The sequence below is a fragment of the Bacteroides faecalis genome, from assembly GCF_003865075.1.
GTDB classification, from domain to species: domain Bacteria; phylum Bacteroidota; class Bacteroidia; order Bacteroidales; family Bacteroidaceae; genus Bacteroides; species Bacteroides faecalis.
Genome location: NZ_BHWB01000002.1, coordinates 137,318 through 152,735, shown reverse-complemented (window position 1 = coordinate 152,735; position 15,418 = coordinate 137,318). Strand labels below are relative to the sequence as shown.

The following is a 15,418-nucleotide window of genomic DNA, read 5'->3' as shown; positions in this document are numbered from 1 at the left end:
TGATTTCTGAACAAAATAATGTAGTTTTGCAACAAATATATGAATATTATGAGAGGTAAATTTGTTTTGTTAGCAGCTTTTATGATAAGCTTTACTGCATCGCTTATGGCGCAGACAGAGAAGCAACCTACCATAGCAGCGACAGCTAAGGTGGTGGAGGCAGATACACTTTCTACATTTCTACAGAAATATTTGATGTTGCGCTTAAATATGTCCGGTGACACTCCTAAATTGGATACTGTTTCCTTTTTATATAATAAGTATATTGGTCAGCTGGATTATTTGAACGATCCGTCTGTACCACCACGTTATATTCGGCGTGATCCGGATTATTATCGTCTGTTCACTTTGCCGGCTTATTATTATGATCCAATAAAGCAATATTCTACGATGGACTGGAAACCCGCACAATTTGATTCTTTACCTAAAAATCTGACACCTGCGGCACTTTTACCGTACGACACTTCTCCTTTTACAAAGGGTGAACGGACTAAGGTTATGGTCAATGAAGCATTGATGGGTCTTTATCTTAATCATCCGGAGTTAATCGTTACTACGGAAGATAAGATAATGAGCAGGACCCCATTTCGTGAAGAAGCAAAACCGGAAATAGCACCTAAAGCAAGGGTACTTGAATTATTCCAGCCGGAAGAAATGAATGCGAATGTCGGTAAGGCAAAAATGAAACTCAACAGACCTAATTGGTGGGTAACTGGTGGTAACGGTTCTCTGCAAATCACCCAGAATCACATTTCAGAGAATTGGTATAAAGGGGGAGAAAGTAACTTTTCAGGATTGGCTACTCTGTTTCTGAAAGCAAACTATAATGATAATGAAAAAATTCTTTTCGAAAATCAGATGGAAGCCAAGCTTGGTATAACTTCTACTCCGTCAGATGAATTTCATAACTATTTGGTTACAACCGATCAGTTTCGACTTTACAATAAGCTAGGCTTGAGAGCTATTAAAAATTGGTATTATACAATTTCTTCAGAGTTTAAGACTCAGTTTTGTAATGGTTATAAAGCTAATAACGAAACTCTTGTCTCTGCATTTATGGCTCCTGCTGATCTCGCTGTCAGTATAGGTATGAATTATAAGTTAAACAAAAAGAAATTTAATCTTTCTGTTTTTATGGCTCCTTTAACGTATAATTTACGTTATGTCGGTAACTCAGAGGTAAATGAGACTTCATTTGGTATTGAAAAAGGTAAGTGTTCAATAAATAGTTTCGGTTCTCAAGTGCAACCAACGTTCAATTGGAGAATTATTGCCCCAGTCTCTTTTGAGTCTCGTTTAAACTATCTGACGAACTATGAGTGGGTACGTATTGAATGGGAAAATACATTCAACTTTGTATTGAATCGTTATTTTTCTACTAAACTATACATTCATGTCCGTTATGATGATACTTCGAAACCTAAAGACGATCAAAGTTATTTTCAGTTGAAAGAGCTGCTTAGCTTTGGTATCAATTATACTTGGTAATAAAAACTGTTTGTTCATTCATTCATTAGATATCGGATAATACTTGTTTGAGTGTACTATACTAAAATTGTGCCACCTTATTGGCACAATTGTGCCAAAGAGACAAAACGAATGTGCCACTACGATGGCACAGTTGTGCTAATAAGGTGGCACAAACTCGATTGCTTTATCCTATTCAGATATTAGATGTACTTCCCCAACATTCATGATTTCATGAAAATCAATTACTCGTTTTTTAGATACCTTCTTCCTTTTTTTTGAGAGTTTTTTATTCCCCTAATTTGCTGTTATTAAATTGACTGTTAAATACCGCTAACCGGAAACAGGAATATCGGAAAGTGGCGAACGAAAGTATATTCTCGATATGTGCAATGGTTATGTACCACTTTATCTACACTGGATATCTCAACAGACATTGCAAGGCTTGAGTTATTATCTTTCACAGATTGATGAGCGTATTAACGGGATGATTTTTTACGAGTTACCTTATCAGGATGTGGCTGACTTTGATTATCCGGAAATTGCGGTATGATTGAGGAAGACGAGGCTGATATTATTGGGGCAGCTTTGGAGGCTCCTAAGCAGTAGATATTTATGAGCCGCCTGAAGCCATATCTGCAAAGGGGGATTGCCGTCGGAGCCGCTTTAAGTTTTATAATGGCATGGATGTGAAACGGGTCCCGAAGTGGATGGTAAGGATATATCTGGAGTTTGTTCACTGCCTGTTTTTTTGAGTCTAAGAAGCAACTAAAACGGTGTAGGTGGATTGTGTTACGTTGCTAAAGATTCTTTATGAAGAATGGAGAAGAAAATGCGGACGGTAAAGGATTTGCGGCGCAAACAATTCCAATTATATGCTTGGATTCCAACTTTTTTTCTGTTTACCTTTGTTCTCATGAAAGAAAACATAAAAGAAGGGGATGGGCTTATGGCAAGTAATTATGTTCGTTTCGATTGGGTTATGAAACGCTTATTGTGTAATAAGGCCAATTTCGGAGTGCTGGAAGGATTTTTTACAACACTTCTGAATGGAAATTGTGATTCAGAAATTATTGGAGAGTGAAAGTAATCAGGAGGTTTGGCAGGAGCTGTTCCGAATGAAGCTTTCAAAGTTCATGTCGGGTTAGGGGATACGATGACTAAGGATGATATTTTGGCAGGTTTTTTACGGATAAGAATATTAGCTGCTATAACAAAACCGTCTGAGTTTATTGAGATCGATTTTCAATATCAAATACAGGAAGGCTGATAGATCATTGATTTAGAGTATATTTAGAAGTGAATTCCTACTATGAAATATCAGATAGTAGGAATTCTTTTTTTGTGCACGATAACGAATACACGAAAAATAACATTTTTATATGCAGAAAAAATACAGTGAATGCTTCGTAGTTAATAAATAATGCTTAAATTTGCCGCAATTTGTAATGTTGAGTTTGCAAAATGGCTAATACAATAAAGCATCAAGGTATTGTGGAAAACATACAAGGTTCTCATTTGTTGGTGAGAATCATACAGACGTCGGCTTGCGCAGCATGTAGTGCAAAAGGACATTGTTCCTCGGCGGATAGTAAAGATAAGGTAATTGATATTACTGACACTGCGGCATCCTCATATCAGGTAGGAGAGCAGGTGATGATAATAGGAGAAACCTCTATGGGAATGATGGCAGTTGTGTTAGCTTTTGTAATACCTTTCGTACTTCTGGTTACTTCCTTATTTATATTTATGGCATGGATGGAGAATGAGCTTTATGCAGCACTTTCTTCATTAATTATTCTTATACCTTATTATTTCATTTTGTGGCTGAATAAAGCAAGGCTGAAACAAAAATTTTCTTTTACTATAAAACCAATAAATATTTAAAACACTATGAATTTGATTCTGATTGCAGTAATTTCATTGGGGGCAATAGCGCTTGTTCTGGCTGCTATCCTTTATGTCGCTTCCAAGAAATTTGCCGTGTATGAAGATCCGAGAATTGCTCAGGTAGGTGAGGTGTTACCTCAGGCCAATTGTGGCGGCTGTGGATATCCCGGTTGTAGCGGATTTGCTGATGCCTGTGTCAAGGCTGGTTCCTTGGATGGTAAATTTTGTCCGGTGGGTGGACAACCTGTCATGGCGAAAGTTGCCGATATTCTCGGACTGGCGGCTGGTGAAACTGAGCCAATGGTAGCGGTAGTAAGATGTAATGGAACCTGTGCTAACCGTCCACGTATCAATCAATATGATGGTGCAAAGAGTTGTGCCATTGCTGCTTCATTATATGGTGGAGAGACTGGTTGTAGCTATGGTTGCTTGGGATGTGGTGACTGTGTGGCTGCTTGTCAGTTTGATGCTATCCACATGAATCCGGAAACAGGGCTTCCTGAGGTGGATGAAGCGAAGTGTACAGCTTGTGGAGCTTGTGTGAAAGCTTGTCCGAAGTCTATCATTGAAATTCGTCCACAGGGTAAGAAGTCCCGTCGTGTATACGTACAATGTGTCAATAAAGACAAGGGAGCTGTTGCCCGTAAAGCTTGTACTGTAAGCTGTATCGGATGCGGTAAATGTGTCAAGATATGTCCATTTGAAGCAATTACTTTAGAGAATAATTTGGCTTATATTGATCCGTATAAATGTAAATCATGCCGTAAATGTGAAGAAGTTTGTCCGCAGGGAACCATTATTGCTTTGAATTTCCCTCCACGCAAACCGAAATCAGAGGACGCATCTGCTGTTCCCAAGGTAGCTCCTACTAAAAAGGAAACGAAAGTTCCGGTAGCAGAAGTTCCAAAGGCTGTAGAAACTCCGAAGACTACAGTGGATGAAGCTTAAAAGTAACAGAATAATAACAGAATAAAATACAGAATTGTATGTTAAAGACATTTTCAATTGGTGGAGTTCATCCACACGAGAATAAATTGTCGGCACATCATCCTATTATCACTGCGGAAGTTCCTGCAAAGGCTGTCATTTTGTTAGGGCAGCACATTGGTGCACCTGCCAAACCGATTGTGGCCAAGGGAGATGTGGTAAAGGTGGGTACTAAGATTGCCGAACCGGCCGGCTTTGTTTCGGCTGCAATTCACTCTTCAGTCAGTGGTAAGGTAGCTAAAATTGATACGGTAATCGATGCTAGTGGTTATGCCAAACCTGCTATTTATATTGATGTGGAAGGTGATGAATGGGAAGAATCGATTGATCGTAGCACAACTCTGGTGAAAGAATGCGACCTCTCGGCTGAAGAAATTGTGAAGAAGATCGCCGAAGCTGGTATTGTAGGTTTAGGCGGAGCCTGTTTCCCTACTCAGGTAAAACTTTGTCCTCCTCCTTCATTTAAAGCAGAATGCGTGATCATCAACGCAGTGGAGTGTGAACCCTATCTGACCGCTGATCATCAGCTGATGCTGGAACATGCGGAAGAAATTATGGTAGGTGTTTCTATCTTGATGAAAGCCGTAAAGGTAAATAAAGCATTTATCGGAATCGAAAATAATAAGCCGGATGCTATTGAACTGATGACAAAAGTAGCTTCCAGCTATGCCGGTATCGAAGTTGTTCCTTTGCAAGTAAAGTATCCGCAAGGAGGTGAAAAACAACTGATTGATGCAATTACTAAACGTCAGGTTGCCAGCGGTGCATTACCAATTTCTACAGGAGCGGTGGTACAGAATGTAGGTACTGCATTTGCAGTTTATCAAGCAGTACAGAAAAATAAACCATTGTTCGAACGGGTGATTACTGTGACAGGAAAGTCTGTTGCAAAGCCATCCAACTTTCTGGCACGTGTGGGTACACCGATGAGCCAGTTGATTGATGCTTGCGGTGGTTTACCGGAAGATACGGGAAAGGTAATAGGTGGCGGTCCGATGATGGGTAAGGCATTGATGAATATTGATGTTCCTACTGCGAAGGGAAGTTCTGGCATTCTAATTATGAATCGGAAGGAAGCAAAACGCGGTGAAGAACAAACTTGCATCCGTTGTGCAAAATGTGTTAGTGCTTGTCCGATGGGGCTGGAGCCATATTTGCTTGGGGCTTTATCTGAGAATGCCGATTTTGAAAGAATGGAAAAAGAAAGAATCATGGATTGTATCGAATGCGGATCTTGCCAGTTCACTTGTCCTGCAAACCGTCCGTTACTTGACTATTGCCGTTTGGGTAAAGGTAAGGTAGGTGCAATGATTCGTGCACGTCAGGTTAAAAAATAACGAATTATGGAAAATAAATTAATAGTATCATTATCGCCCCATGTTCATGGTGGAGACAGCGTGCAAAAGAATATGTATGGCGTGCTGATTGCACTTATACCGGCATTTTTGGTGTCTCTTTATTTCTTCGGACTGGGTACTCTGATTGTCACGGCTACTTCCGTGGCTGCCTGTTTGTTCTTTGAATGGGCTATCGTTAAATTCTTGATGAAGAAACCTGCTACAACAATTTGTGATGGTTCTGCTATAATCACAGGTGTGTTGCTGGCATTCAATTTACCTTCCAATCTGCCTATTTGGATTATTATTCTGGGAGCATTGTTCGCTATTGGCGTAGGTAAAATGTCTTTCGGTGGATTAGGTTGTAATCCTTTCAATCCGGCATTGGCAGGACGTGTGTTCTTGCTGCTCTCTTTCCCGGTGCAGATGACAAGTTGGCCGATAGTTGGACAACTGACTGCGTATACCGATGCTACTACCGGAGCTACTCCACTGGCATTAATGAAACAAGCTATTTATGGCGATGCCAATGCGTTGCGCCAGCTTCCGGATGCGTTTAGTCTGTTTATTGGACAGAATGGAGGATGTATCGGAGAGGTAAGTGCATTGGCATTGTTGCTAGGATTAGTTTATATGCTTTGGAAAAAGATTATCACTTGGCATATTCCTGTATCCATTTTGGTCACTGTATTTGTTTTTGCAGGAATCATGCATCTGGCTGATCCGGAGAAATATGTATCTCCGGTGTTGCAACTGCTTTCAGGAGGTCTGATGTTGGGAGCTGTATTTATGGCAACCGATTATGTGACTTCTCCGATGAGTAAAAAAGGCATGCTGATTTACGGTGTTTGTATCGGTCTGCTGACGGTAATCATCCGTTTGTTCGGTGCATATCCTGAAGGTATGTCGTTTGCCATCCTGATAATGAATGCGTTTACTCCGCTGATTAATACCTATTGTAAACCTAAACGCTTTGGGGAGGTAGCGAAGAAGAAATGAAAAAGTTACAATCATCTTTGAAAAATATGTTGCTGGTACTTACAGGTGTTACTGCTGTCTCTGTTGCATTACTGGCATACGTGAATGAACTTACAATGGGTCCCATTGCCGAAGCGAATGCAAAAACGCTGAATGAGGCTCTGAAAAAGGTTCTTCCTGAATTTACCAATAATCCGGTAGCCGAAAGTGATACGATTTTCAGCGAGAAAGACGGAAAGAAAATTGTGGATTTTATAGTTTATCCGGCAAAGAACGGTGAAACTCAGGTGGGTACAGCTGTAGAAGCTAAATCAATGGGATTTGGTGGAGAATTGAAAGTATTGGTAGGATTTGATGCAGAAGGCAAAATATACAATTACTCTTTGCTGGCTCATGCAGAAACTCCGGGCTTGGGTTCTAAAGCTGATAAATGGTTTGGCGCGTATGATCCTGCTAAAGGTGAAAAATCCATATCACATGACGAGAGTAATAAGTCTATTTTGGGAATGAATCCGGGAGAATCTCCGCTGACTGTTAGCAAAGACGGAGGTCAGGTAGATGCTATAACTGCTTCTACTATTACTTCACGTGCCTTTTTGAATGCGGTAAATGCTGCTTATCAGGCTTACAAATCCGGAAACGGCGGTGATGTGAATGGAACAACAGGAGCTTCTCAGAGAGCTGCCGGTATGGATGCAGCTTCAGGAGCTACTATTAGAGTTGAAACTACTGATTCTGTCAGTGCTAAATAAGAAAGGAGACAGCTATGAATAACTTTAAAGTAATGATGAACGGGATTGTCAAAGAGAATCCTACATTTGTGCTCCTACTTGGTATGTGTCCCACATTGGGTACTACTTCATCGGCTATCAATGGTATGGGAATGGGGCTAGCCACTATGTTCGTGTTGATTTGTTCGAATGTGGTAATTTCATCCATAAAGAATCTGATTCCGGATATGGTACGTATTCCGGCATTCATTGTGGTAATTGCATCGTTTGTAACCCTACTTCAGATGATCATGCAGGCTTATGTTCCCGATTTATATGCTACGCTCGGTCTTTTTATTCCGTTGATCGTAGTAAACTGTATTGTATTGGGGCGTGCAGAGGCTTTTGCTGCTAAAAACAACCCGATTGCTTCTATGTTCGATGGTATCGGTATGGGACTTGGATTTACTATAGCCCTGACTTTGTTGGGTGCTGTTCGTGAATTTCTCGGAACAGGTAAAATATTCGATCTGACTATCTTACCTGAAGAATATGGTATGTTGGTATTTGTATTAGCACCAGGTGCTTTCATCGCTTTAGGATACCTTATTGCTTTGATTAATTGTTTGAAAAAGGATAAATAATTGGAGAAATGGAATATATATTGATATTTATCTCGGCAATCTTTGTAAACAACATCGTATTGTCGCAATTCTTGGGTATCTGTCCGTTCTTGGGTGTATCTAAGAAAGTAGAAACTGCTATGGGAATGAGTGCAGCAGTAGCTTTTGTGCTGACCATTGCAACCATTGTAACGTTCCTGATTCAGAAATTTGTATTGGACGCTTTCGGATTGGCATACTTACAGACAATTACATTCATCTTGGTAATTGCTGCATTAGTCCAGATGGTGGAAATCATTCTGAAGAAAGTATCTCCGGCATTATATCAGGCATTAGGTGTATTCCTGCCGTTGATTACAACTAACTGCTGTATCTTAGGTGTGGCTATTTTGGTTATCCAGAAAGATTATGATTTGCTGACGGGAGTTGTATATGCATTTTCAACAGCATTGGGCTTTGGCTTAGCATTGGTATTATTTGCCGGATTGCGTGAGCAAATGAGTTTAGTGAAAGTTCCGAAAGGAATGCAGGGAACCCCGATCGCTTTGATTACAGCCGGATTGTTGGCTATGGCGTTCATGGGATTTTCCGGAGTCGTGTAAATATTTGATAAATAGTTTTAATAGAGGAGTTGGAGACCACTTCTGTATGTAGGTATACAGATCGTGTGTTTCCAACTTTTTTGTTATTTCTCCCGAATTATATTTTATTATTCCCCCGAGGAAAATAAATTTATAGTTGATTATTGCATTCTAAATTTTATTTCCATACATTTGTAGCTCAAATAAATCGGAAACCGAAAGAGCTAACCATATTTGTAAAGTTTATGAAAGAAAGAATTTTAGTAACGGGTGGAACCGGCTATATTGGTTCTCATACTGTTGTGGAGTTACAAAATAGTGGATATGAAGTAATCATCATCGATAATTTGTCAAACTCAAGTGCAGATGTTGTGGATAATATAGAGAAAGTATCTGGCATTCGTCCTGCTTTCGAAAAATTAGATTGCCTTGATTTATCGGGTCTAGACGCTGTATTTACCAAATATAAAGGAATTAAAGCTATTATTCATTTTGCTGCCAGTAAAGCAGTTGGTGAATCTGTACAAAAGCCGTTGCTTTACTATCGTAACAACTTGGTTTCTTTAATCAACTTACTCGAACTGATGCCTAAGCATGGAGTAGAAGGCATTGTATTCTCTTCTTCCTGTACAGTTTATGGTCAGCCGGACGAACTGCCGGTAACAGAGCAAGCACCGATCAAGAAAGCAGAATCTCCTTACGGAAATACAAAACAGATTAATGAAGAAATTATTCGTGATACAATAACATCCGGAGCTCCGATTAATGCTATTATGTTACGTTATTTTAATCCGATTGGTGCACATCCTACAGCTTTGTTAGGTGAACTGCCGAACGGTGTTCCTCAGAACTTGATCCCGTACCTCACTCAGACTGCAATGGGTATCCGTGAAAAACTGAGTGTATTTGGTGATGATTATAATACTCCTGATGGTTCTTGCATCCGCGACTTTATCAATGTTGTGGATTTGGCTAAGGCCCATGTGATAGCTATCCGTCGTATTCTTGAAAAGAAACAAAAATCAAAAGCTGAAGTATTCAACATCGGTACAGGGCGTGGAGTTTCTGTATTGGAATTGATTAATGGCTTTGAAAAGGCCACAGGCGTAAAATTGAATTATGAGATTGTTGGTCGTCGTGCTGGTGATATCGAAAAAGTTTGGGCAAATCCGGACTTTGCAAATCAGGAATTAGGCTGGAAAGCTGTAGAAACATTGGAGGACACATTACGTTCTGCATGGAACTGGCAGTTGAAACTCCGTGAAAGAGGAATTCAATAATATTATATATAAATTTTTTTTTGATGTAACCTTAAACAAATGAAAGAAACTGTTTGTTTAATTCTTTGCAAGCCACTCTGATGCTTCTTAGTGTGTATGTGAATATACCTAGTTAGTACTTATACCTCCCCGGTATAGACAGGTGATTGCATAGTAGTTTTGTCGTGTTTTATTTTGTGTTTGTGTTGTGACGGTACTACGACGAGAGTCGTGGTACCGTTTTTTGCATATATAGTTGAAAATACTTTTATAATTTTCCTATGTAGCAGAATGTCCCCTCTTTAAAATTAAAATCCGGGATGCGACATTCAGGTCTGAACAAACCGAATACGGAGGATCCGGAGCCACTCATGGAAGCATAAACAGCCCCCTGGCAGTATAACTCTTCCTTTATTTCCCTGATTATCGGATGTTGTGGAAATACACTAGCTTCAAAATCATTAATTAGTAGTTCTTTCCATTCTTCAATTGGTCTTCGGATCACTTCTTTTACCGGAAATTCCGGATGATGAGGATGAATTTTAGAAAAGGCTTCACGTGTAGATACAAATACATCCGGTTTAATTATGGCAATTTGATATCCTTTTAATGAGAGCGAAATGGGAGAGAAAATGTTCCCAATACCCTCAGCAAAGGTTGGCGTATTTTTAATAAAGAAGGCACAGTCAGCTCCTAAAGTAGCTGCATATACTTCCAATTGACTATCAGTCAGTTTCAGTCGATAATATTCATTGAGCAATTTCAACATAAAGGCAGCGTCTGCCGACCCACCTCCCAATCCTGCTCCTGAAGGGATATGTTTATACAAATGAATTTCGATAGGAGGAAGGTGATACTCTTTGTCGAGCAATAAATAAGCTCTGACTACTAAATTATCTTCCGGATTACCGGTTATTTCTAGCTCATGATGGTATAAAGCGAACTTTTTATCTTCTTGCGAATAAGTATGGATTTCTAACGCATCTTCAAGAGCTACAGGATAAAAAACCGTTTCCAGGTTGTGATATCCGTCCGGACGTTTTTTCGTGATAGAAAGTCCGAGGTTTATTTTTGCATTAGGAAAAGTGATCATTTTGTTGATTGATTAAGAGGTTAATGATTCGTTAAATTACCATTGTGTGTGCAAAGTTACTAAAATCTTCATTTTTCCTTATCTATTCTTCATGATTATGTTTTATCTTTGTCATCCCATTAACAAAGAATTCATGGCTGAGCAAAGAAAAAATACTCGAAATACTAAATCAACCAAAGTACAACCGATCAATGATTATGGTCGTGTTCAACCTCAGGCACCCGAGCTGGAAGAAGCTGTTTTAGGTGCTTTGATGATTGAGAAGGATGCGTATTCATTGGTAAGTGAGATACTTCGTCCGGAATCTTTCTATGAACACCGACATCAATTAATTTATTCTGCGATAACAGATCTTGCTGTAAACCAGAAGCCGGTGGATATCCTGACGGTAAAAGAGCAGCTAAGTAAACGTGGAGAACTGGAAGAAGTGGGAGGTCCTTTCTATATTACTCAGTTGAGTAGTAAGGTGGCTTCTTCGGCACATATCGAATATCATGCCCGGATCATAGCTCAGAAGTCCTTGGCTCGTGAATTGATCACCTTTACAAGTAATATTCAAAGTAAAGCCTTTGATGAAACACTCGACGTAGACGACTTGATGCAGGAAGCGGAGGGTAAGTTATTTGAGATTTCGCAGCAGAACATGAAGAAAGATTATACGCAGATCAATCCGGTGATTGATGAAGCTTATAAATTGATACAGAAAGCTGCTGCGCGAACAGATGGTTTAAGTGGTCTTGAAAGTGGATATACGAAACTTGATAAGATGACTGCCGGTTGGCAGAATTCCGACCTTATTATTATAGCTGCCCGTCCTGCTATGGGTAAAACAGCTTTTGTACTTTCCATGGCAAAAAATATAGCGGTAAATTATCGTAATCCGGTAGCGTTGTTCTCTCTTGAAATGAGTAACGTTCAGTTGGTCAATCGTTTGATCTCGAACGTTTGTGAGATTCCTAGTGATAAAATCAAGAGTGGACAATTGGCAACTTATGAGTGGCAGCAGCTCGATTATAAATTAAAAGATTTGCTGGATGCACCTTTATATGTAGATGATACTCCATCTTTGTCAGTATTCGAGCTTCGTACCAAAGCGCGTCGTTTGGTTCGTGAACATGGAGTACGAATCATTATTATCGACTACCTTCAGTTGATGAATGCTAGTGGTATGGCCTTTGGTAGTCGTCAGGAAGAGGTTAGTACTATATCTCGTTCGTTGAAAGGATTGGCGAAAGAGTTGAATATTCCTATAATAGCTTTGTCACAGTTGAATCGTGGTGTAGAAAGTCGTGAAGGTATTGACGGTAAACGTCCTCAGTTGAGTGACCTTCGTGAATCGGGAGCCATCGAGCAGGACGCCGATATGGTATGTTTCATTCATCGTCCGGAATATTATAAAATTTATCAGGATGATCGTGGTAATGATCTTCGTGGCATGGCTGAAATTGTGATTGCCAAGCACCGTAATGGTGCCGTAGGAGAGGTACTTCTTAGGTTTAAAGGAGAATTTACACGTTTCTCCAATCCGGAAGATGATATGGTTATTCCTATGCCGGGTGAATCTGCTGCTATGTTAGGCTCTAAACTGAATGTAGGGGTTGTTCCTCCACCACCAGTACCGGATTTTGCTCCACAAACGGATAATCCGCTTGGAACACCGGCTGAAGGTCCTTTGCCATTTTAATTTTTGTGTACCTTTTGAAACTGAAATTGTTCTATGCCAATACATTTCGCTAACACGATTTGGTTTAATTGTGCTTATGGAATTGAAACAAAACAACAAATATCTTTGGTGCAATCAAAATGAGAAATATATTTTTATTACTATTCTTTTGTTTTCCTTTGCTATCGATATTTTGGACATTCTATATTTACAAGTGATCGCACACTTTCTGTTTAATGTTATATAGATATTATATTGCTTGTCATTTTAACATTTGATCTAACAATATATTGTTTAAATGTAGTGCCTTTATAATATGAAGAATTAAATATATTTTTTATTTAATATTCTCTACTTCGATAAAATGGGGATTTTTTAATAAAAAGTATAAGAGGTCGCAAATGGTCACTTATTTTTTTTTGCATTAAGATATCTGTTATCTACTTTTGTCTTCATAACATTTTGTCTCTAATAGTAATGTATATTCTGAGAGTTATATTATTTAATTAATAAAATATATTATAGGTTCTGGTATATCTGCAAGATTGAATAAATAAGTATTTTTAGGTACTTATTTAGGATTAGTAATATAGATGTTAGTCATACTAATGTCTATATTATCTATGAGGTTAATCAAAAATGGCATAGCTTCTTTTTTCAATGATGCAGTTTGATCTAAACGGTATATAGTAGATTTTTTTTTCTTATTAATAGACAGCATTCAATCTATCACTTGTAATTTGTCCTGTTGGTTGTTTAAACATTTATATGAGCCTTTCAAAAGATGTACTAGAGTTGTCAGAAAGTTATAGAAGAGTTATATGAAACATATAGGAGAGTGATGAGAAATAGATACTTGAATTGGGTGAAATATATACTTGAGTTGGGTGAGAGATATACTTAAGTTGAGCGAAAGATATACCTGAAATGGAGTGGTTGATTAAGTAAAATTATATAGTCAATCTTTCGCAATCGAACTCTTGATCTATAGTAAAGGACATTCGATTATAGCAAAAGAGTAGTCAGTTATAGCAAAAGTAGCGATGATTTAAATCTATAGGAAGATTGTTTTTATTCTTTTAAATGTTTTTTTTAAACATTGAGATGTTTAGATGCAAATATAACGATCTTTTTTTCGAAAAAGAGTGTTTATTTTGCAAATGAAATCACTTTCCTACTTCGTCATATCTTTTGATAACTAACTGTTGAATAGCTAGATATGATGAAGGAGCATTTGCTACCTACATTTTTTAGTAAAAAAAAGTTTTGATAGAGTAAGTATATATATAAATGAGACTATCAAAAGAGCTACTTCATTATATTAGACTGTGGTATAAATAGATACGTGTAAATATGACGATGAAGGAAGATTGTTTGCGAATACTAAATTAACCAGAAAATATTGAATTATTTTGTATATTTCCTCTATAAAAAGAGTGCGTTTGCTTCCCACTACCCTTTGTTTGAAAGGGGACTCTCCATCTGATTGTGTAAATAGAAAACTACGGGATTTATCTCGTAGTTTTTTATTTATGTATTAACTTTGTAAAAATCAGATTTTATGGACATTCTGAAAGAATTTTTAAGTAAAGAGTTCCTATCTCAGTTTCAAACAGGTGAAGATGTGACTATTTTCATGAAAGAGCTCCATACTCGTGTTTATGAGCAAATGTTGGAAGCAGAGCTGGATAACCACTTAGGTTATGAGAAACACTCCAATCAAGGAAATCATAGTGGTAACTCCCGCAATGGTAGTTATAAGAAGCAGATTCAAACAGAAATGGGGGAATCTGTTATTCAGGTTCCTTGTGATTGGGTAGGTGAATTTGAGCCTATTGTCGTTCCTAAGTATCAATCCCGTGGCTTATCTATTGAACGTCTTGCCATCTCTCTTTATGCCAAAGGTATGAGCGTCACTGATATTGAGTCGGAGATACAGGAAATATACGGTATTAATCTATCTACCTCTGCTATCTCCATTATCACCAATAAAGTCAGCCAGGCTGCAACAGAGTGGCAAAATCAGCCTTTGGAAAGTTTATATATGATTGTCTGGATGGCATTGTATTCAAAGTCAGGAAAAACGGCAACAAGACTGTTTACCTATGTGGAGGTCTGAATAAGGAAGGCTTGAAAGAAGTATTGGGTATGTGGATTGGCAAAAATGAGAGTGCTGCTTTTTGGATGGGCGTTTTAACAGATCTCAAAGCCCGTGGTGTAGAAGATATTCTGATTACAGTCTGATCCCCTGAATGGATTTACGGAAACCATCAAGAGAGTATTTTCGCCCTCTACTACTCAAATATTTGTGGTACACCAAATTAGAAACTCCTGTCGCTATGTCGTTTGGAAAGAAAAAAAGGAGTTTACTGCCGATTTAAAGAACATCTATAATGCACCTACTAAAGAAGCAGCAGAGATGGAGTTGGATAACTTTGAGCAAAAATGGGGTGCTAAATATCCATATGCGATACGCTCATGGAGAAATAATTGGGAAGAACTGACCGTATTCTTTGAGTTCTCCGTCGAGATTAGAAAGATTATCTATACCACTAATCTCATTGAAAATCTGAATGGGAAGATTAGAAAGTACACCAAAAACAAACTATCATTCCCAAATGATGATGCCCTGAAAAAGTCTATCTATCTGGCCATTAATGAAATCGAAAAAAAATGGGATCAACCTATTTGGAATTGGGCATTGATATTTAACCAATTTATTACTATATTTGAAAACAGGATTCAAGTATAAAACCAGAATCCTGTAGTTTTCTATTTACACAAAATTATGGACAGTGCCTTTGAAAGTCATATATTAATTTTCTCTTCG

At 38.4% G+C, this 15,418-nt stretch carries 13 protein-coding genes and 2 pseudogenes; 14 read left to right on the top strand and 1 reads right to left on the bottom strand.

The annotated features are described in order from the left end of the window. Nucleotides 1-81: 81 nt before the first annotated feature. The 12 genes and pseudogenes from EJF25_RS03410 (at nucleotide 82) to galE (ending at nucleotide 9,853) form a co-directional block, all read left to right on the top strand. Entirely contained in the window at nucleotides 82-1,488 is a 1,407-nt protein-coding gene (locus EJF25_RS03410) for a DUF3078 domain-containing protein (protein ID WP_370685700.1), read from the top strand. 364 nt (nucleotides 1,489-1,852) lie between these two features. After that, a complete protein-coding gene (locus EJF25_RS25005) occupies nucleotides 1,853-2,020 on the top strand; it encodes a hypothetical protein (RefSeq protein ID WP_200832859.1) in 168 nt (55 codons plus the stop codon). A 267-nt stretch (nucleotides 2,021-2,287) separates the two neighbouring features. Further along, nucleotides 2,288-2,551, top strand: a complete 264-nt coding sequence (locus tag EJF25_RS26510; RefSeq protein WP_370685703.1) for a hypothetical protein — start codon at nucleotides 2,288-2,290, stop codon at nucleotides 2,549-2,551. A gap of 9 nt (nucleotides 2,552-2,560) precedes the next feature. Next, nucleotides 2,561-2,737: pseudogene (locus EJF25_RS25000) on the top strand (phage tail sheath family protein); the annotation flags it as partial. 194 nt (nucleotides 2,738-2,931) lie between these two features. Further along, a complete protein-coding gene (locus EJF25_RS03395; RefSeq protein ID WP_125040050.1) occupies nucleotides 2,932-3,354 on the top strand; it encodes a SoxR reducing system RseC family protein in 423 nt (140 codons plus the stop codon). A gap of 6 nt (nucleotides 3,355-3,360) precedes the next feature. Beyond that, nucleotides 3,361-4,305, top strand: a complete 945-nt coding sequence (locus tag EJF25_RS03390) for a Fe-S cluster domain-containing protein (RefSeq protein WP_125040049.1) — start codon at nucleotides 3,361-3,363, stop codon at nucleotides 4,303-4,305. 38 nt (nucleotides 4,306-4,343) lie between these two features. Further along, nucleotides 4,344-5,681, top strand: a complete 1,338-nt coding sequence (gene rsxC / locus EJF25_RS03385) for an electron transport complex subunit RsxC (protein WP_125040048.1) — start codon at nucleotides 4,344-4,346, stop codon at nucleotides 5,679-5,681. Nucleotides 5,682-5,687: 6 nt separating this feature from the next. Continuing rightward, nucleotides 5,688-6,680: an RnfABCDGE type electron transport complex subunit D gene (locus EJF25_RS03380; RefSeq protein WP_125040047.1), complete on the top strand. Its 993-nt coding sequence runs from the start codon at nucleotides 5,688-5,690 to the stop codon at nucleotides 6,678-6,680. Continuing rightward, complete coding sequence (locus tag EJF25_RS03375; RefSeq protein ID WP_125040046.1) at nucleotides 6,677-7,411, top strand: RnfABCDGE type electron transport complex subunit G; 735 nt, start codon at nucleotides 6,677-6,679, stop codon at nucleotides 7,409-7,411. Before EJF25_RS03380 ends, EJF25_RS03375 begins: the two co-directional genes overlap by 4 nt. Nucleotides 7,412-7,425: 14 nt before the next feature. Next, nucleotides 7,426-8,013: an electron transport complex subunit RsxE gene (gene rsxE / locus EJF25_RS03370; protein WP_125040045.1), complete on the top strand. Its 588-nt coding sequence runs from the start codon at nucleotides 7,426-7,428 to the stop codon at nucleotides 8,011-8,013. A gap of 8 nt (nucleotides 8,014-8,021) precedes the next feature. Continuing rightward, nucleotides 8,022-8,594: an electron transport complex subunit RsxA gene (gene rsxA, locus EJF25_RS03365; protein ID WP_125040044.1), complete on the top strand. Its 573-nt coding sequence runs from the start codon at nucleotides 8,022-8,024 to the stop codon at nucleotides 8,592-8,594. Between the two features lie 224 nt (nucleotides 8,595-8,818). After that, nucleotides 8,819-9,853 carry a UDP-glucose 4-epimerase GalE gene (gene galE / locus EJF25_RS03360; RefSeq protein ID WP_125040043.1) on the top strand — a complete coding sequence of 345 codons (1,035 nt, stop codon included), beginning with the start codon at nucleotides 8,819-8,821 and terminating at the stop codon, nucleotides 9,851-9,853. Between the two features lie 247 nt (nucleotides 9,854-10,100). On the opposite strand, the gene ispE is transcribed toward galE, so the two are convergent. Then, nucleotides 10,101-10,925 carry a 4-(cytidine 5'-diphospho)-2-C-methyl-D-erythritol kinase gene (gene ispE, locus EJF25_RS03355; protein ID WP_125040042.1) on the bottom strand — a complete coding sequence of 275 codons (825 nt, stop codon included), beginning with the start codon at nucleotides 10,923-10,925 and terminating at the stop codon, nucleotides 10,101-10,103. A 133-nt stretch (nucleotides 10,926-11,058) separates the two neighbouring features. Between ispE and dnaB the strand changes: the two genes are divergently transcribed. Together dnaB and EJF25_RS03345 are read left to right on the top strand one after the other, a co-directional pair. After that, on the top strand, nucleotides 11,059-12,609 hold the full coding sequence (gene dnaB / locus EJF25_RS03350; RefSeq protein ID WP_125040041.1) for a replicative DNA helicase: 1,551 nt from the start codon (nucleotides 11,059-11,061) through the stop codon (nucleotides 12,607-12,609). A gap of 1,540 nt (nucleotides 12,610-14,149) precedes the next feature. Beyond that, nucleotides 14,150-15,340: pseudogene (locus EJF25_RS03345) on the top strand (IS256 family transposase). Nucleotides 15,341-15,418 lie beyond the last annotated feature (78 nt).